The 18,986-nt window shown below is 41.5% G+C and carries 13 protein-coding genes; 7 read left to right on the top strand and 6 right to left on the bottom strand.

Going from position 1 to position 18,986, the window contains the following annotated elements; translation table 11 throughout:
* Nucleotides 1–16 precede the first annotated feature (16 nt).
* Complete coding sequence (gene uvrA / locus M5F03_RS12230; RefSeq protein ID WP_078193183.1) at nucleotides 17–2,848, top strand: excinuclease ABC subunit UvrA; 2,832 nt, start codon at nucleotides 17–19, stop codon at nucleotides 2,846–2,848.
* A gap of 149 nt (nucleotides 2,849–2,997) precedes the next feature.
* The gene (locus tag M5F03_RS12225; protein WP_249708459.1) at nucleotides 2,998–3,831 is read left to right on the top strand and encodes an AbiJ-NTD4 domain-containing protein; all 834 of its coding nucleotides are present in this window, start codon (nucleotides 2,998–3,000) and stop codon (nucleotides 3,829–3,831) included.
* 245 nt (nucleotides 3,832–4,076) lie between these two features.
* Here M5F03_RS12225 and blaOXA read toward each other — a convergent pair whose 3' ends face one another.
* Complete coding sequence (gene blaOXA, locus M5F03_RS12220) at nucleotides 4,077–4,928, bottom strand: class D beta-lactamase (RefSeq protein ID WP_249708458.1); 852 nt, start codon at nucleotides 4,926–4,928, stop codon at nucleotides 4,077–4,079.
* A 202-nt stretch (nucleotides 4,929–5,130) separates the two neighbouring features.
* Between blaOXA and M5F03_RS12215 the strand changes: the two genes are divergently transcribed.
* Nucleotides 5,131–5,940, top strand: a complete 810-nt coding sequence (locus M5F03_RS12215; protein WP_249708457.1) for a toxin-antitoxin system YwqK family antitoxin — start codon at nucleotides 5,131–5,133, stop codon at nucleotides 5,938–5,940.
* Between the two features lie 41 nt (nucleotides 5,941–5,981).
* Here M5F03_RS12215 and M5F03_RS12210 read toward each other — a convergent pair whose 3' ends face one another.
* Nucleotides 5,982–7,688, bottom strand: coding sequence for a GGDEF domain-containing protein (locus M5F03_RS12210; protein WP_249708456.1), 1,707 nt, complete (start codon nucleotides 7,686–7,688; stop codon nucleotides 5,982–5,984).
* A gap of 1,095 nt (nucleotides 7,689–8,783) precedes the next feature.
* On the opposite strand from M5F03_RS12210, the gene omp33-36 reads away from it, so the two are divergent.
* Nucleotides 8,784–9,659 (top strand): porin Omp33-36, encoded by an 876-nt coding sequence (gene omp33-36 / locus M5F03_RS12205; RefSeq protein WP_078193188.1) that lies wholly within the window; start codon nucleotides 8,784–8,786, stop codon nucleotides 9,657–9,659.
* 58 nt (nucleotides 9,660–9,717) lie between these two features.
* On the opposite strand, the gene M5F03_RS12200 is transcribed toward omp33-36, so the two are convergent.
* The gene (locus tag M5F03_RS12200; protein ID WP_180008803.1) at nucleotides 9,718–10,413 is read right to left on the bottom strand and encodes an ion channel; all 696 of its coding nucleotides are present in this window, start codon (nucleotides 10,411–10,413) and stop codon (nucleotides 9,718–9,720) included.
* 251 nt (nucleotides 10,414–10,664) lie between these two features.
* Between M5F03_RS12200 and M5F03_RS12195 the strand changes: the two genes are divergently transcribed.
* Nucleotides 10,665–11,039, top strand: a complete 375-nt coding sequence (locus tag M5F03_RS12195) for a hypothetical protein (protein ID WP_180024602.1) — start codon at nucleotides 10,665–10,667, stop codon at nucleotides 11,037–11,039.
* A gap of 89 nt (nucleotides 11,040–11,128) precedes the next feature.
* On the opposite strand, the gene M5F03_RS12190 is transcribed toward M5F03_RS12195, so the two are convergent.
* Together M5F03_RS12190 and M5F03_RS12185 are read right to left on the bottom strand one after the other, a co-directional pair.
* Nucleotides 11,129–12,844: a cation acetate symporter gene (locus M5F03_RS12190; RefSeq protein ID WP_180035444.1), complete on the bottom strand. Its 1,716-nt coding sequence runs from the start codon at nucleotides 12,842–12,844 to the stop codon at nucleotides 11,129–11,131.
* 1 nt (nucleotide 12,845) lies between these two features.
* Entirely contained in the window at nucleotides 12,846–13,178 is a 333-nt protein-coding gene (locus M5F03_RS12185) for a DUF485 domain-containing protein (protein WP_180127386.1), read from the bottom strand.
* 181 nt (nucleotides 13,179–13,359) lie between these two features.
* Here M5F03_RS12185 and M5F03_RS12180 point away from each other — a divergent pair, with 181 nt between their 5' ends.
* Nucleotides 13,360–16,848, top strand: coding sequence for a hybrid sensor histidine kinase/response regulator (locus M5F03_RS12180; RefSeq protein WP_078193193.1), 3,489 nt, complete (start codon nucleotides 13,360–13,362; stop codon nucleotides 16,846–16,848).
* A 429-nt stretch (nucleotides 16,849–17,277) separates the two neighbouring features.
* Nucleotides 17,278–18,045 (top strand): hypothetical protein, encoded by a 768-nt coding sequence (locus M5F03_RS12175; protein ID WP_249708455.1) that lies wholly within the window; start codon nucleotides 17,278–17,280, stop codon nucleotides 18,043–18,045.
* A gap of 171 nt (nucleotides 18,046–18,216) precedes the next feature.
* Here M5F03_RS12175 and M5F03_RS12170 read toward each other — a convergent pair whose 3' ends face one another.
* Nucleotides 18,217–18,867: a response regulator gene (locus M5F03_RS12170; RefSeq protein ID WP_078190543.1), complete on the bottom strand. Its 651-nt coding sequence runs from the start codon at nucleotides 18,865–18,867 to the stop codon at nucleotides 18,217–18,219.
* Nucleotides 18,868–18,986 lie beyond the last annotated feature (119 nt).

Genomic DNA, 18,986 nt, shown 5'->3' with positions numbered 1-18,986 from the left:
TTTTAGGACCCCTTGCATGAGCCAAAGCCATATCCGTATTCGAGGCGCACGTACCCATAACTTAAAAAATGTGTCACTCGATATTCCACGCGACAAGTTTGTGGTCATTACGGGTCTTTCTGGTTCAGGGAAGTCCTCTTTGGCTTTTGATACCTTGTATGCTGAAGGTCAACGTCGCTATGTTGAGTCCTTATCTGCCTATGCACGCCAATTCCTTTCGCAAATGGAAAAGCCCGAAGTTGACTCGATTGAAGGCTTGAGTCCTGCGATTGCCATCGAACAAAAATCAACGAGCCACAACCCACGCTCAACAGTGGGAACAATCACCGAAATTTACGACTATTTACGTCTACTCTATGCCCGTGTCGGCACGCCGTATTGTCCTGAACATGACCTCCCGATGGTGGCTCAGACTGTGTCTGAAATGGTCGATACCGTCAAAGGTCTAGAAGAAGGCACGGCGCTTATGTTGCTTGCCCCTGTGGTCCGTGACCGTAAGGGTGAATACACCAACTTATTTGAACAATTACAAGGTCAGGGTTTTGTCCGTGCCCGTGTCGATGGTGAAGTTATTGATATCGACACACCACCCGAATTAGACAAAAAGAAAAAGCACACCATTGAAGTGGTGGTCGACCGTTTTAAAGTACGTGATGATCTTGGCAACCGGATTGCAGAAAGTTTTGAAACGGCTTTACGCATGGGCGGTGATATTGCCATTTTGTCGTGGATGAAAGGCGAACAAGAAGACCGTGTCTTCTCTGCGAAACACTCCTGCCCTGAATGTGAACGTGCCGTAGGTGAACTCGAACCGCGTCTATTTTCCTTCAACAATCCATTCGGTGCCTGCCCTGTTTGTGATGGTTTAGGCACACGCAGCCATTTTAGTGCTGACAAATTGATTCCTAATAATGAAGTTTCGATTAGCCAAGGGGCGATTCGCGGTTGGGACCGTCAACGTCCGTATTACTATAGCATGATCCAAAAAGTTGCCGATCATTTTGGTTATTCTTTAGACACACCGTGGAATGAACTCGATGCCGACACCAAAAAGAAATTCCTTTATGGTACAGGCAAGGAAAAAGTTGACCTCAGCTATATTGATGAGCGTGGTCGTTCGCACAAACGTGTGCAAGCCTTTGAAGGGATTTTACCGCACCTAGAGCGTCGTTACCGTGAAACCGAATCAAACTACGTGCGTGAGGATTTAGCACAGTATTTATCCAATGCTGCATGTGATGCTTGCGGTGGCTCACGTCTCAATGAAATTTCACGCCATGTCCGAGTTAAAGATAAAACCATCGCGCAAATCACCAAGATGTCGATTGGCGATGCTGAAAGCTATTATCAAGACCTCAACTTAAGCGGTGCCAAAGGCGAAATTGCTGACAAGATTTTCAAAGAGATTCGTGAACGTTTGCACTTCCTAGTCTCTGTCGGTTTGAACTATTTAAGTTTATCGCGTTCGGCAGAAACACTGTCGGGTGGTGAAGCTCAGCGTATTCGTTTGGCTTCGCAAATTGGCGCGGGCCTGATGGGCGTAATGTACGTGCTGGATGAACCCTCTATTGGTTTGCATCAGCGTGATAATGACCGCCTATTGGAAACCCTAGTACGTTTGCGTGACTTAGGTAATACCGTATTAGTTGTAGAACATGATGAAGATGCGATCCGTGCTGCGGATCATATTATTGATATTGGGCCGGGTGCAGGTGTGCATGGCGGTCATGTGATTGCCGAAGGGACGTATGATGAAATTTTGGCAAATCCAGATTCATTAACTGGTCAATATCTATCAGGAAAGCTCAGTATTGATGTGCCGAAAACACGCACACAACCGCCAAAACCTGAAGAGCAAATTAAGTTAATGGGCGCTGCGGGTCATAACCTGAAAAATGTCGATTTGACTATTCCTTTAGGTGTGATGACCTGTGTGACAGGTGTATCAGGTTCAGGTAAATCGACGCTGATTAACCGTACTTTGTTACCGCTTGCAGCGACTCAATTGAATGGTGCAACCACATTAACGGCTGAGAAATTTGATTCGATTGATGGCTTACAGTTCCTCGATAAAGTCGTGGATATTGACCAAAGCCCAATTGGTCGTACACCACGTTCAAACCCCGCAACTTACACTGGTTTGTTCACCCCTATTCGTGAACTGTTTGCGCAAACCCCTGAAGCCAAAGCACGTGGCTATGCGGCAGGTCGTTTCTCATTTAACGTGAAAGGTGGTCGCTGTGAAGCCTGCGAAGGCGACGGTATGATTAAGGTCGCAATGCACTTCTTACCTGATATGTATGTACCTTGTGATGCCTGCCATGGTAAGCGCTATAACCGTGAAACTTTAGAAGTTGGCTATAAAGGTCGTAACATTTCAGATGTGTTAGAAATGACTGTTGAAGATGCAATGCATTTCTTTGACGCTATTCCTGTGATTCACCGTCGTTTGGAAACCTTGAACCAAGTTGGCTTGGGTTATATCCGTTTAGGTCAATCTGCAACCACACTTTCTGGTGGTGAAGCGCAGCGTGTGAAATTGGCACGTGAGTTGGCGAAGCGCGATACAGGCAAAACCTTGTATGTGCTTGATGAACCAACAACTGGTCTACACTTCCATGATATTGCCAAATTGCTCGACATCCTGCATGAACTACGTAATAAGGGCAATACCATTGTGGTGATTGAGCATAACTTGGATGTGATTAAAACTGCCGATTGGATTGTGGATTTAGGTCCTGAAGGTGGTGCGGGTGGTGGTATGATTATTGCTGAAGGTACACCTGAGCAGGTGGCTAAGAATAAAGTATCGCATACAGCGAAGTTCTTGAAGCCGATGTTGAAATAACGCGATTTATTTTACTTAATCCTCCCCAACCCTCCTTTAAAAAGGAGGGGGAGTTTCCATTACCAGCAAAATGCTATTCCCCTCTTTGAAAAAGAGGGATTAGGGGAGATTAAAAATAAAATATAAGATTAAAATTTTTGGGGGAAATAATGCGGTTTTCAGAAAGATATGGATATAAGCCTGTACGTGAAATTATTCAAAAAGAAAGTATAGATGATGACTTAAAAAATAGATTATGGTCATGTTTATATAATCATTTTTTTGATATGTATCAGTCTTCGTATACATATAAAATCTATTACGAACCTCAAACTAAATTACTTTGGCAAAACTTTTTAAAAAAACCGATAGACACACTTCCCTCTTCATCATTTGATGCAACCAAACAGATCAGAATAATTTTCAACAACTCAAAATGGTATGAAATATATGATCTAGTTGAAGAAATTATAAAAATTTACCCAAACATCTATAAACTTAAATCATCCTTTCTTCTTGAGTTAAATATCATTTTAGAAGAAGAAAATTCAGCTTATCGAATTATAGATAATCAGGTTACAGAAATTACCTCCGAACAAGAAATACAATCCATAGAAGAAGCTCTAGAAAATACAAGTCTATATTCAGGTGTCCAACAACATTTAAAACGTGCTTTAGAATTAATGTCAGATCGCCAAAGTCCTAACTATGCCAAATCCATGCAAGAATCAATAAGCGGGGTTGAAGGTTTAGCGATGAAATTATTGAATCATGAATCTATTACTTTAGGAAAAGCGATTCCACAACTTAAAAATAAGTATAAATTGCACCAAAATTTATTAGCTAGTCTAGACAAATTGTATGCATATACATGTGATGAAGATGGTGTAAGACACGGTTCACCAAATGAATCCACCGTTACCTACAGTGAAGCTAAATTTATGCTCGTTGCATGCACAAACTTTATTAACTATTTAATTGATAAAACCAAAGATCAAAACTGAAAATCAATCACATGACGGCGACATGGATGTCGCCTGTTTGACTGGGGCAGCACGGATGTGCCCTCAGTCAAACAAAAGCATTTTGCTTACTTTTGTGCTTTCAAAAGTAAGATAAATCCTACGCAATGGAAGCTAAAACCTAATGCAAAGCGAGGACGTGCCAACTCAAAATTAAAATTAAAATTAAAATTAAAATTAAAATTCAAAATTCAAAATTCAAAATTCAAAATTCAAAATTCAAAAAATTAACGTAAATAATGAAACACACCCAACTTATCCAACACATCCAAAGTTAACTGCTTACGCTCTGCCACATCATCCCCTGCTGCCATCTGCATATTCAAACTAAACGCTGTAATCTTGCCATGACCATCATCTACCCAACCGGTATACCACCCAACTTGCGGCTCTACATCCATACCCCAACCACTCTTGGCATATAACTTCGCATCTCCACGGCTTTCAATATAAAGCATGTCTTTGACTTGCTTCTGTATAGCAACATCAAAAGGCAAGGTTTGTGTCGCAAGCTGATACGCAAATTTGACTTCTTGTTCAGGCGTAATCTTTAACGGCCCAACCAACCAAAAATTATCCACCTGTTTGCCAATATTGGCATTGCCAAAACCGACCCGTTTGACTTCTTGTTGCATTAACGCCAAACCTATTCGCCTTGCCAGTTCCTGATATACAGGAACTGCAGATGCTTGCATCGCTTCACCCAAAGTCAGGTCTTTTTCCCATGAGGGGAAAGCACGTTTTTCACCTTTCCATTTAAAAACTTCATTGGCTGTCGCCTTCTGATGCTGCAAACCAATTAAAGCATTTAACATTTTAAAGGTAGATGCAGGAATGTATTCAGTGTGGGCGCGCTGTAAGTCATTGCCATAATGACTTAAACGCGGACCATCAAATGTGACAAATACTGCCTGTGTTTGTGCTTGATTAAATAAAGACGGAATCTCTCTCACCCGTGAATTTACTAAATTGGCTTGAGCCGTTTGTTTTAAGTGTTGAGATGAATCCAACATGCCTTCATTTGTTGTACATGCTGACAAACTCAGGACAGTCATCAACGATAGATATATTTTTTTCATTGCACTATTTTTATGGCGTTTAAAGTTCACAGTATAAGATGAAGTTCAAACCTGAATTGTGTACTTTTCAACAGTCTTGTATCTGTTGCAAACTTAGCATATCGACTATTTATTTTTAAACAAAACATCCTTATGATGACGCCTATCGTGAACTCAACAACGAATAATTTTTAACTTTTTAAAATATAAAAGCATACTAACAATGAATAAATTTATCTTAAGTTTCAGTCTCTTATTATGTCCAATATATAGCTTTGCCGATGGCTATCTAAACGAATACATGGTGCTGTTTGTCTCACAAGAAGACCCCGATCTTAGCCCATGGAAAGATAAGCCGCAGTGTAAAGCCCTCAGCACCCCGACTTCACACAAAGGGATCTATGAAAATCAATATGTCTATGCCAATGGCAATGCCCTAACCACCATCTTTCTGAGCAACAGCAAAATTAAAAATGGTGAATGTGAACATCTAATTCACTTTCCAGATGGTATTCAAGGCTCAGGCGTATTTGAAAGTTTCTTCCCCAACGGCAAACCCCGTAGCCGCATTGCTTATAAAAATGGGGAGTACGAGGGCAAACTTGAGTTTTGGTTTGCCAATGGGATAAAAGAGCAAGAAAGTAGCATCATCAATGGTGAATCTCAGGGGGATTACAAAATTTGGCATCCAAATGGGCAACTGGCTTTTTCTCAAAATTATAAAAATGGTCTCGAAAATGGCCTGCGCCAACGCTGGTATAGCGATGGTAAACCGTGGACCTATGCCAATTTTCAAAACAATAAATTGATTGGCGAGCTGAAAATGTGGTTTGAAAACGGCAAACTAGAACGCCAAGGTTATTATCGTAATGGCGTTCGTCATAACAGTTATAAAATTTGGTATGACAATGGGCAACCTGAAGCGGTGCTTCAGTACGATTTAGGCAAAATTACCCAAGCCCAGTGTTGGAATGTAGATGGTAGTCAAATGAACCAACAAGCCTGCAATAAATTATATAAAGATGAAGATTAATTCATTTGTCTGGCTAACTTTATGAATCTGCCAAGCTGCGTTTAGACTGAAACACGATCACGCCCCGCAGCTTTGGCTTTAAATAATGCTTGGTCTGCTCGCTCTAATAAATCGATCCAGTTTTCGGCCCCCACTGCCACACCAATACTCACCGTCACAATGAGATCGGCTTCGTCCTCTGCCAAATTAAAATTCACATTCTGAATATCGTGCCGTATAGTTTCGGCAATGTGTTGGGCTTTGAGCATATTAATCCCCTCGATCAGGACTAAAAACTCATCTCCACCATATCGCACCACCAAGTCGGATGAACGAATATGTTTTCGTAATTGATTGGCAACATGTTGAATCACCAAATCGCCGACAATATGCCCATAGCGGTCATTCACCTGTTTAAAGTGATCAATATCAATCACGATCAGTGCTGTATGTAAAAAGCCTGAATTTTGGCTGTCGCGAAATTTAATATATTCATCTAAGGCAAAACGATTGGCGACATTGGTGAGTGAGTCAGTATTGGCAATATGTTTAAGCTGAAATTCAAAGGCATCACGCTGTTCCAACATGTTTTCAATATGCTGAATGGCATCAAATAAACTGAGATAACCTACTTTGGCAGGTTCAATCACGCCTTGATCCATTTGTCGGTGCCGAGCCAGTTTAAATAACTGATTACGAGCACGAATTAAAGGTTCAAACACCCATTTCTTGGCATAGAACATCGTTAATAATGCAGTCAGTAATGACACGAGCGAGACAAAAAGCGTGAAAATCAATTTATTTCGCGCTTCACGTTGTTCATCCGCAGCTACTTTGAGACTGTAATCTAAAATATAACTTTGCAATTCCACCACTGTGACAAATTTATTGACCATTGCATCAGTGAGCTGGGTGCCATCCATGTGATAACGCTGATGTTGAAGACTTTTTTGAGCCAAACCATCAATAATTGGCAAACCTTTATCTAAAAATTCCGTCCTTACCACATGATGTAACTGTTTAAACTCAGGAGTTTTGTCATGTTCAGACTGCACGACATTGATCAATTCCCATAGATAGCGTGTTTGACGCTGGGTTTGTAAACTCCGCGCTAAATTTTGCTCTGGAATTTCCTGTTGAAATGATACCGCAGCCATAATATTTGATGCGACTCTTCCCGCCTGATCACGTAATTCTGCCAGTAATAAAATCAGCGTGTAATAATTCGATACACGAGTATCTTTACCATGAGAATGATTGACCAATTTCTGCATGGCAATATAGCTTTGATCCCAAGCTTGGAACATCGCCAAAATGGCATGATCCAATTTTTTAGCTTCACGTTGTTGTGTCGGCAGCGCAATATATTGATCGACCGTTTTGCGACCCTGCAACAAATATGGATATAAATTGGACTCTAACTGCTGGGCGATCGGTGCAAAGCCCGTTTCTTTTAAAACTTTCAGTGTATCTTGATATTGCCGATCAACGCCTTGACGATATTCAGCCAACTCAATAATTTTTTGCTCGCGCTGTTCACCTTGACTCGACATTGCACTGTTAGCTGGCGCACGTTCACGGGAAATTTGGTTGGTTAAATCTGCCACCATTTTCAGCATCTGAATTTCTTTCAGCGCTTCGGCACTTTTGAGGTAATGTTGATTGCTGCTCACAATCAATGGAACACTGATAAATACGATAGACAAGACGATTACTAGCATCGCAAGTTGCAAGCGCTTACTAATATGCTCTGTTCGTAATGTTTCCATCTATTTTATGCCCCACACTTGTTGCATACCCCAACCCACTTCTCAACTAAACGCGGGAATATTTAAATTAATGACCAATAATTTATTAATTTGTAAAGTGAACATTTATAGCTCTAAATTCTATATAAATGTGCTTAATCTGTCACATTTTTATCACTTTAGAACGAGATAATTTGCTAAAAAACAGCAGCATATTTAAAACGAAATATTTTTTATTAACTTGTTTAAATAAATATTTACAATTGCAATAAATTGGTGCAGAATGCACCGTATTAGGGCACACTAGATTTCTTCCTCAGCAGAATATTTTAGTTTCCCGAAAATTTTGGCTAAAAAATCCTGATTTTCCTTGAAAATCAGGATTTTTTTTGTCTATATCACTTTAATTGAAAGATAAATAGAATTATTAACGCACCATAAAAGTGCATTTATTTCTACGAGATATTTGCTCTATATTTTATCTTTAATATAAAGTTGCATTTTTGAATAAAAAAAAGCCCAACCTTGGGGAAAGCTGGGCGAATAAAAAACAATAATGGAGAATCAGGGTCAAAGTCACACTTTTAAACCGTGTGACGACTCGATTGGCAAATTATGAATCAAATAAAACCTGATGTAAAGCCAAGTATTTCACTAGGATATTAAAAATATCACAAAGACACATATTTAAGTGACATATCCCTCAAACTTAAAACAAAAATGTCTATTTAATATACAAATAAGTGGTTTTAGCCCAACAATTCAGCAGTCAAAGTCCCGATTTATTACCTCAAATGCGTGAAAAGCGTTAGAATTTACCCACTACAATAAATGTTATTTTGAATTAAAATAACAATAATAATTGTTATTTTAGATTGAAAAGTTGTGTATTTTTTCAAGTGTATTTTTTTAATTAAGAATTTAATAAAACTTACTTAATTGTTCTCAATGATTTTTTTTCAGTGACTTATTAGTTAGAGTAAAAACTGAATTTCTTATTATGAAATAAAGATCTGAGTCAGAGACTGAATAATAACCTTTAGGATCATTGACTTAATATATTGTTACAATACAATGCTCAATGTTTAATCCATTTGTAACAACTGGTAGAAAATCATGAAAAAACTCGGTTTAGCCACTGCTTTATTATTAGCCATGACCGGTGCTCAAGCTTACCAATTTGAAGTTCAAGGCCAAGCAGAATACATCGACACAACTGCAAATGACAAAGATTTCATTGGTGGTGTTCAAGGTACTTACTACTTCAAAAATGTTGACTCTACAAAAGGTCCTTTAGCAGAAGCTGCATTCTTAAACCAAGCTTCTAACGTATCTGTTGCTTACAACTACGGTGAAGTTGGTTCAAAAGGTACTGACGTAATTGCTCATAACTTCGGTGCTAAAGCTGAAGCTTATGTTCCAACTAAAGTTGTTCCTGTATACGCTAGTGCTTCTTACAGCCACACTATCCTTGACAGCAAAAATGCAAACAACACTGATGACAACGGCGACCGTTATGCATTAGAAGTTGGTGCGCTTCCAACTCAAAACTTCTTAGTTGCTGTTGGTTACACTAGCGTTGCTGACCAAGCTGCTGTTGACGCATTCAACGTTATGGGTAATGGTGTTGCTAAAGCTGTTGCTGAAGCTACAACTATTGGCCAAGACCAAGACGCTATCACTGCACGTGCTAAATATGTTGGCGCAATCGACGACACTAACATGGCAATTGGTTTCGAATCAGGCATCATCTACGGTGATGACACTGCTTACCAATTCAAAACTGATCTTTTCGTAACTCCTAAATTAAGCGTTGGTGCTTCTTACGCTGAATCTAGCTTTGCTGGTACTCCAGACTCAGCTTGGGGGGCGAACGTAAACTACTTCATCACTCCTGCTGTTGCAGTTGGTGCTAGCTATGTAAATGCTAATGCTGAAGAAGTTGCGCTTGACACTCAAACTGTTGGCGTAAATGCTAAATTCCGTTTCTAATTCATATTAGATACTGAATACCAAAAAGGACGCATTTGCGTCCTTTTTTATTCTGCCATTATTTGTCTTTAGGCTCATGGCGTTCCGGTAAATGGGCAATATATTGCAATGCTATTAAACGTGAAACGATGAGAGCCAAATACATCACCCCACAGAACATTTGAAGCATCGCCAACACCCGTGCAGGCGCGCTCACTGGCATGAGATCCGACAAGCCCGTGGCAGACTGCAAACTAAAACTTAAAAATAATAAATCTAACCACGACTGCATACCCGGCTCTGCAGGATTTACAAAACTATCCGGATAAATCAGCTGACAAATACTATAGAGAAAAGCAAAACCCCATGCGATGAGGGTAAATACTGCCCCTGCTGCAAAAAGTTCATCTTTGGTTAAATAACGATCGGCAAACATATAGCGTAATAAGCCATAGGCTGCACTAAAATATGCGCATGCTTCAAAACCATGCGCAATAATTTGAATATTGGGATGATTTACACCGAGCATAATCAAAGTAGAAAACAATACGGCGCAGCCAACAAAACTCAGTCCTAGAATCGTAAACATTGGAGTTTGGCGAATCACTTTGGCAATGATCAATAGTACCGACACCCCAAGTACCCAAATTAGCGCACGAAAAGACAGACTTTCTCGGGTAATCGCGGTTAAAACCAAGATCAGAAACTGCACCAGTAACAGCCATGCTGAGGGTAAAAGTCTAAAGCTTTTCCAAAAATCTACAAAACCTTGCATTATTTTCAATCTCTATATTTTTTTCATGCGCTGAAATGATCGATCTGAAGCATCATCAACTGATTGATTTTAAATTAGCACGAAGTGAGTTTTTTTTAATGCAAAAATTTGTTGATCTTAATCTAAAAAAGCATCCATATGAGCACTGTTCTAGCTGGGTTTCTTATTACCAAAGAGGTTCAAAAAACCTACTGTAAGTTTCAGTTTTCAGGCACATATTCAAAGGAATCTCCTACGTGGTAGATTTCATTATGAAAAAACATCTCGTATTTGCACCCCTCTGTCTGCTCATGCTCTCTGCCTGTACACAAAACAGTCCGCTCCTCAAAGGCCATGAAAATTATGTGGGGACTTGGCAAAACAACCACAGTGAATTAGTGATCAAATCGTCGGGCGAAGTGACGTATCATCATCAAGCACATACTGAAAAAAGTATTGCCAACCAAACCTTCATTGGTGCTGAACAGTCGCGAATAAAAGCCCATTTGAGCAGTTTTGGTGATCAGAGCTTTAGCATCGGTCAGGATAATTTCTCTCAACAATTCACCATTCAGCGCTCGCCTTATCAAGATGATCAAGGCCATTGGAAAATGTCGATCAATGGAGAAAATTATACACGCAAATAGGACAGAGATTTGTCTACAAACCTCTACGTCATATCATTCACTAAATATAAAAAAAGCCCCTTATTAGGGGGCTTTTTAGGCGATTCAGATTAGTGATCTGAAGCACCAGAGATACCAATACCAGTTTGTGAACGTACATACTGTGCATCGAATGCTTTACGCTCAGCTTGTGCTTGTGCTGAATTATCAGTCACAGAGAACAACCAGCAGCAGATGAATGCCAATGGCATTGCAAAGATAGCAGGACCATTGAATGGGTTAATTGGTGTTTCAGAGATTGCGAATGTATCTACCCAAACTGCTTTAGACAATACAATTAGAATCACAGCAGTTGCTAGACCAACCACACCACCAATCACTGCACCACGCGTCGTTAATCCTTTCCAGAACATCGACAATACAAGCACTGGGAAGTTTGCACATGCAGCTACAGAGAATGCAAGACCGACCATGAATGCAACGTTTTGTTTCTCGAACAAGATACCTAAAATCATTGCGAAGATCGCAAGACCTAAAGTCGCGATTTTAGACATACGAAGTTCAGATTCAGGTGTAGTTTGACCTTTCTTGAATACGTTTGCATACAAGTCATGTGAAATTGCTGAAGCACCAGACAACGTTAGACCTGCAACTACTGCAAGAATGGTTGCGAATGCTACCGCTGAAATGAAGCCCATGAACAAGTCACCGCCCAATGCATCAGACAAGTGAACCGCTGCCATGTTGTTACCACCAACAAGTTCTAACTTGCCAGTTACCGCCATTTTCGCTACATCAAGAAATTGTGGGTTGTTCGATACATAAAGGATCGCACCAAAACCGATGATGAAAGTTAATAGGTAGAAGTAACCAATAAAACCTGTAGCAACAACTACTGATTTACGTGCTTCTTTGGCATCTTTTACTGTGAAGAAACGCATTAAGATGTGTGGAAGACCTGCTGTACCGAACATCAATGCAAGACCTAGAGAGATCGCATCAATTGGGTTTGCAGCCAATTTACCCGGCCCCATAATGTTTGCAGCTTCAGCTAAAGATACGTCATGTACTTTAGAGAAAACTTGGATCGATTGAGTGAACATTTCAGAGAAGCTGAAGCCCACGCCTTTCATGACCATGAACGCCATGAAGCTTGCGCCAGAAAGTAGCATCACTGCTTTAATGATCTGTACCCAAGTTGTTGCCAACATACCACCGAAGATTACATAAGCCATCATCAGTAGACCAACGATCACAACCGCAATGTTGTAGTTCAAACCGAATAGCAGTTTAATCAACTGACCTGCACCCACCATCTGTGCAATCAGGTAGAACGCTACAACCACAAGCGAGCTTACTGCTGCAAGGGTACGGACAGGTTTCTCAGCTAGACGGAATGACACCACGTCAGATAAGTTGAACTTACCTAAGTTACGCAGACGCTCAGCCACCAAGAACAATACGATTGGCCAACCCACCATAAAGCCCAATGAATACAGCAAGCCGTCAAAGCCTGAACTGAATACCATTGCGGAAATACCGAGGAACGATGCTGCTGACATATAGTCACCGGCAATCGCTAAACCATTTTGGAAACCCGAAATACCACCACCCGCTGTATAGAAGTCAGCTGTGTTGGTGGTTTGCTTCGCTGCCCATTTGGTAATAAACAAAGTCAAGCCAACAAAAATTGCGAACATGATAATCGCATGCCAGTTGGTTGCTTGTTGCTGTGCTTCACCTAAATCTGGTCCAGCCATTGCCATGCTCGACATGAGTAGAGCTGGAGCCGCTAATACTGTTGCTTTCAATGAATTCCATTTCATCTTAGTGCGGTCCTTTTTTTTGAGTAATTGCTTCTACTTCACGCATTGCTTCTGCGTTTAATGCATCCAACTTGTTGTTTGCAATATACGAATAAACACCACACAGTAAGAATGACAATACGATAATGCTTAGACCTAATGGCATACCAATCGTGGTCACACCACCACTCACGGATTGCATCAAGAACTCTTTGTTATAGCCCACAAGGAGCATAAAGCCGACATATACCACCAACATGATGATCGTCAAAGTCCAGCTCAACTTACTTTTACGGCTGACCATTTCCTTAAATTTTGGATTCTGTAGAATTTGTTCTACCTGTCTCTCATCCATAATATTCTCCTTACGCCGAACCTTGGCGCGTAATTTTCTAATTCGAATTATTTCGAAGCTAAACTTACCAATGTTCCTTATCTCTTGTAATTTAGACTTTGGTCGTTAAATTTTGAGCAATAACCTCCCTAAGCCTATGGATGCGTTATCATTAAGCGAGAATTAATATGCTGCAGGCTTTATGAATAGTTGGCTTATCGTCGGGGTATTGGCCCTTTACATCGCATTACTCTTTGTATGTGCATTCTTTGGTGAAAAGCATGCCAGCAGGCTCAGTACTCGCGGCAGAATGCTTCTCTTTAGCCTAACTTTAGGGGTTTACTGTTCATCTTGGACATTTTATGGCGCAACAGGTGCCGCCGTTCGTGAGGGCATTATTTTCCTGCCAATTTATCTGGGACCGCTGCTATTTGTTGCGCTCGGCTATGATATTTGGCGACGTTTAGGGCGTGTCCGTCAGCATCATGCCATTTCATCGATTGCCGACTTTGTAGCAGCACGATATGGTAAAAGTGGCCCCTTAGCATCACTGGTCACGATCCTTGCCGTAATTGCCATTATTCCCTATTTAGCCTTGCAGCTACGTGCGATTGCCTTAAGTGCAACAGTCATTTTAGAACCGACCGCTGGTCTGACAGGTACCACCAATAGTGTGCTGTTTTTGACCGGTGTATTGGCGATTTTGGCGATGATGTTTGGGACACGACAGATTGCCAATACTGAACAGCACGGCGGCTTAATGTTGGCTGTGGCATTTGAGTCTTTCGTCAAGCTGTTTGCACTACTTGCAGTCGCATTTTTCTTTGTTTTTGAATCACCTGAAAACATGGCGCAAATCAGCCATGACATTAGCAGTACATTTAAAGATGTCCAGCTCAAAGGTGTGCCAGAAAGCTTTTGGATTCAAACATTATTGGCTGCTTTAGCGATTATTTGTCTACCACGTCAGTTCCATGTCGCGGTGGTTGAACTGCGAGATGAAAAGCATATTCGTGGTGCTCGTCGTTGGTTTGCCATTTATCTGATTTTAACCATTATCGCGATCATCCCGATTGCCAGTTGGGCGCTGCATGCAGCACCTGCCTACTTGGCAATCCCCGATGTTGCTGTGCTCTCACTGCCTTTAAGTTATAACCAAGACTGGTTGACTTTACTTGCCTTTCTCGGTGGTTTTTCAGCTTCGACAGGTATGCTGTTGGTGTCGTCAGTGGCCTTGTCGATTATGCTCAGTAATGACTTGATCATGCCTGCACTGTGGCGTACACGCTTATTGTCACGTCATGACAAACGCCTACCACTCGTACTGAAATTCACACGTCGTGTGTGTATTTTAGCTGTCATGTTATTGGGCTTCTTGTTCTTCCATTTCTTCAATGACATTGACCAATTATCGGTATTTGGCCTATTGGCCTTCAGTGCTGTGGCTCAGTTTGCACCGGCATTAATTGGTGGTTTGTATTGGCGTGGCGGAAGTAAGCAAGGCGTATATGCAGGTCTTTTGGTCGGTTTCGGCATGTGGGCTTATACCCTGTTATTACCAACCGTATTGCGTAGCCTGCCTGAACAATTTAAAACATTTACCGAAAATCTTTTAAGTCAGGGTCCGCTAGGCTTGAGTTGGTTACGTCCTGAAGCACTGTTAGGGTTTGAATCTTTCGATCCACTTACCCATGGCGTAGTTTGGGCACTCGGTTTAAATATCACCCTCTATATTTGGATTTCCCGCGTCTTCCGTCCAAGTGTTGCCGAGCAAATTCAGGCCGAAAGTTTCTTTTATTATGAAACCAAGCCGCTCCCTGCTCAAAGTACATCAAACGACATCAGCTATATTCACCATGATGTGGCGCGTCTAAAAGTAGGTGATTTGATTACCTTGGCAAAACGTATTACCGGTGAAGGTCCAACCATGCGTGCCTTCAACCAGTTCTGCGCACAAAACAATGTCGTTTTAAATGAAAATAGCAGCGCCAACGGCATGTGGTGGCGTTTTACCGAACAGTATCTTGCAGGCACCATCGGTGCGGCATCTGCCCGTACCTTACTCACCACAGCCATGGTTAATAATGGTTTAGCACTCGGTCAGGTCGCCAATATTCTTGACCAAGCCTCACAGTGGCAGCGCTTTAACCAAAACCTGATCATGACCATGATCGACCATATGACTCAAGGTGTGTCCGTGGTTGATGAAAATATGTGTTTAGTGGCATGGAACAATCAATACCTCAAACTGTTTGATTATCCAAAAGACATTGTCTACGTCGGTTGCCCAATTTCAGACTTGATTCGTTATAACGCTGAACGCGGCGAATGTGGTCCCGGTTCAGTCGAGGAACATGTGCGTAAACGCATGCATTGGATGCAAGTCGGCAGCGCACACGAATTTGAACGGATTCGTAAAGATGGCCGTGTAATTCAGATGCGTGGTAATCCGATCGAAGGCGGCGGTTTCGTGACGACCTTTGCCGATATTACCGCTTTCCGTGAAAATGAAGCCTTGCTTGAAGGCCGTGTGCAAGATCGTACCCAACAGTTGGCAGATGCCCTGTCAGAACAACAACTGGCACGTGAGCAAGCCGATAAAGCCAATATGTCGAAAAGCCGCTTTATTGCTGCTGCAAGCCATGACTTATTGCAACCGATGCATGCTGCGCGTTTGTTTAGTACCGCCCTCGAGCAAAGCGTACAAAATGACGATGATCGTAAAACGCTTCAGCAACTTGATCGTGCGCTGCATGGTGCGGAAAGTATGCTCTCTGCCCTCTTGGACATTGCACGACTCGAAGGTGGAACCATTCAACCGAAACGTCAGCCTTATCCGCTACATGACTTACTCAGCGATCTTGAACTGCAATTTAAATCGATTGCAGCACAGCGTAATATCAAACTGACCGTACACGATGCTCAGTTCTGGATTGACACCGACCCACAGTGGATTCGTCGTATTATTCAAAACTTCGTCAGCAATGCCCTACGCTATACGGCGCGTGGTCGTGTTGTGGTGGGTGTGCTACGTTCAGCACGTCCGGGGCATATTCGTATTGGCGTTTGGGATACAGGTCCTGGGATCGCGGAAGAACAGCGCATTAAGTTGTTCCAAGAGTTCGAACGCTGTGGACATACCTCTCCATGGGGTGAACAGGGTTTGGGCTTAGGTTTAGCCATCGTGCAACGCATGACCAGCTTACTCGACTACCCAGTACATGTGTTCTCAGAACTTGGTCATGGTTCATGCTTTATGATTGAAGTCCCTGTAGTCGCTGCGCCAAAAGTGGTCGCTGCACCGACTCAAGCCGTTCCGCTGAAAACCAAAGCCTATAAGATTCTGTGCTTAGACAATGATGAAACCATTTTGGAAGGGATGTCGACCTTACTGACCAAATGGGGCTATCAAGTCTTTAAGGCCACTGAACCTGAACAGGCCATGGAGTTAATTCAACAAGAAAATATTCAAGTTTGGTTGGTTGACCAACACTTAAATAATAATAAGATCGGTCTCGACTTTATTTTAGATAACCGTCAGGAAAATGTCCCTGTGGCGCTGATTACTGCAGATTCTGATCCTGAATTACCGCAACGTCTAAAAGAGTTAAACATCGTCTTACTGAAAAAACCATTGAAACCAGCTTCACTGCGTTCATGGTTATCTGGTTTGAAGATTTCAAATCAGTAGCGCTGTTACAGGACATCGCTCTGTGAAAAGTAGCCCATTTCATTCACATGAAATGGGCTGTTGTTTACCTTACTTTTACTTAAACTTACCTAACTGGCAAAAAAATTTGTCTCAGTGGCAAGATCATTCAAAATAGCCCCGATATTTCGTCTATTTATTAGCCATAAATATCAAATTTTGATTGCCTATGGCAAAAGATATCGAATGCATGAGTGAACACTTGTACACTTAGTTACAATTAAAAATACATTTGATTTAAATCAGATTTTTACAAGCAAAAATAAAAACTAAAACTTTAGTCTTATATTTAGCTGCCGCCGTTCGTTTTAAAAATATTCATAAGAAGTTGATCAGTTTCAAGCCAATTCAAGAAGCGTCATAACTCAACACTTGAGAAGCTGATCTCCCCCGCATATTAGGAGTGATCTTGTGAATATTTCAGAAACAATGCCGCATGGTTTTGATCAAAATCTACAGTTTCATCGTCAGTATGGTGCCAATGCCATTTTGCCAGAGATCGATTGGCGTCAGCTATTTAAGTACAGCAAATTAAGTGATGTACAAGTCGAAGCGCTAGAAACGCTCTATCGCAGTGCCGTTCCTCTCGCGTTGCAGGTGTTTGACGAACTGAATTTTGATGTCTTTGCGCCGAATGCCTACAAACCCCAAGGTCTTGGCTTATTCGATCGACTGGCAGAGCAAGAAGACCTACTGCTGCAAAATTTAGAAGCCGAATCCAATTGCTTAGGCTTGGACACCCGTCATCAGATTTGGAGCATGCTACTGCGCGGCGGTGCGGTATTGGTGTTCAAAGCGTGGCTCGGTAAAGTCAAAACCGACAAAAACCAGCTGGATAAAACACAGTTTGATGAATTATCCGATTTACTGTTTATTAAAACAGCGCCATTTGAATTGGCACAACGTTTAAATGTCGATGCCAACTCCAAGCAAGACCATATCCTCCTGATGTATGACAATGATGTCTATCTGGACCGTTTTAACAGTTTAGAAACTGCAGCCCTATTTGTGGATTTGGGCGTTTATGACGCTGCCTTTTTGAGTTTACGTGATGACCGTGTCGCGGATTATCTCAAAGCGCGCGGCTATGTGACCGATGAACAAATTGATGAATTGCAATGTGCGCTCAACCCTTTGTACTGTACCGATCTGACGCCTAAGCAAGACTATATTGCTTAAGTTGAAGTGGTCTGTTTAAGTCATTGTTAAGTTGCATTGCTCTATTGCATTTAAACCGCATGTAAAGACCAAACGGCATTTAAAATGCGAAATGATCATGCGCTAGCATTAGTACTTAAATAGCATAAAAAAAGACCTCACGATGGAGGTCTTTTTTTATGGAAAAAATCCTTAGATTTTCTTTTCTTCAATATTCAATGCATTAATTGCCAATACAGCTTGAGTTCGGTTTTGTACGCCCAACTTACGGAAAATCGCCGTTACATGCGCTTTAATGGTTGCTTCAGACACATCCAACTCATAGGCAATTTGCTTATTCAACAAACCTTCCGCCACCATCATTAACACACGGAATTGTTGCGGTGTTAAAGACTGAATACGTTCTGCCAATGCCGTTTCATCTGCAGCACGTGGATCAAAGTTCATATTAGCTGGTAAATTTGGTGGCAACCAAATCTCGCCTTCTAAGACTTGACGAATCGCTTCACCAATGTGACTTGGATGCGCAGATTTTGGAATATAACCCATCGCGCCATGTGCAATCGCACGTTGGATAATCGACGCTTCTTCATGCGCAGAGACCACAATGATTGGAATCGATGGATATTGTGCGCGAATATGCACCAAGGCAGAAAAGCCTGAAGCACCCGGCAAGTTTAAATCCAATAACACAAGATCAGGCTCAGGGCCATTTTCAAGACGTTCATAGCATTCATTGACTGCTGCAGTCTCATGAATTTGCGCCTGAGGCAAACTATAACGAACCGCCTGAATTAAAGCATGACGAAACAGCGGGTGATCATCAACGATTAAAATATTCATAAGCAACGTGAGAGATCTTGTGCACAATGACCCTATTCTAACCACACATGCTATGTGAAGGATATGCAAGAACTTATTTTTTTGCATTTAAAATGTAGATTTTCACCTAAAATGCGTCT

The organism is Acinetobacter amyesii (genome assembly GCF_023499985.1).
In the GTDB taxonomy this organism is placed as follows: domain Bacteria; phylum Pseudomonadota; class Gammaproteobacteria; order Pseudomonadales; family Moraxellaceae; genus Acinetobacter; species Acinetobacter amyesii.
Note: the sequence above shows the minus strand (reverse complement) of the source record. Positions and strands in the feature narration are given on the sequence as shown.

Bases quoted from the DNA above. Each gene is read 5' to 3' on its own strand.
- uvrA (WP_078193183.1), top strand. From the start codon at position 17: ATGAGCCAAAGCCATATCCGTATTCGAGGCGCACGTACCCATAACTTA.
- M5F03_RS12195 (WP_180024602.1), top strand. From the start codon at position 10,665: ATGAAAAAACATCTCGTATTTGCACCCCTCTGTCTGCTCATGCTCTCT.
- blaOXA (WP_249708458.1), bottom strand. From the start codon at position 4,928: ATGAAAAAAATATATCTATCGTTGATGACTGTCCTGAGTTTGTCAGCA.
- M5F03_RS12190 (WP_180035444.1), bottom strand. From the start codon at position 12,844: ATGAAATGGAATTCATTGAAAGCAACAGTATTAGCGGCTCCAGCTCTA.
- M5F03_RS12225 (WP_249708459.1), top strand. From the start codon at position 2,998: ATGCGGTTTTCAGAAAGATATGGATATAAGCCTGTACGTGAAATTATT.
- omp33-36 (WP_078193188.1), top strand. From the start codon at position 8,784: ATGAAAAAACTCGGTTTAGCCACTGCTTTATTATTAGCCATGACCGGT.
- M5F03_RS12200 (WP_180008803.1), bottom strand. From the start codon at position 10,413: ATGCAAGGTTTTGTAGATTTTTGGAAAAGCTTTAGACTTTTACCCTCA.
- M5F03_RS12215 (WP_249708457.1), top strand. From the start codon at position 5,131: ATGAATAAATTTATCTTAAGTTTCAGTCTCTTATTATGTCCAATATAT.
- M5F03_RS12170 (WP_078190543.1), bottom strand. From the start codon at position 18,867: ATGAATATTTTAATCGTTGATGATCACCCGCTGTTTCGTCATGCTTTA.
- M5F03_RS12185 (WP_180127386.1), bottom strand. From the start codon at position 13,178: ATGGATGAGAGACAGGTAGAACAAATTCTACAGAATCCAAAATTTAAG.
- M5F03_RS12210 (WP_249708456.1), bottom strand. From the start codon at position 7,688: ATGGAAACATTACGAACAGAGCATATTAGTAAGCGCTTGCAACTTGCG.
- M5F03_RS12180 (WP_078193193.1), top strand. From the start codon at position 13,360: ATGAATAGTTGGCTTATCGTCGGGGTATTGGCCCTTTACATCGCATTA.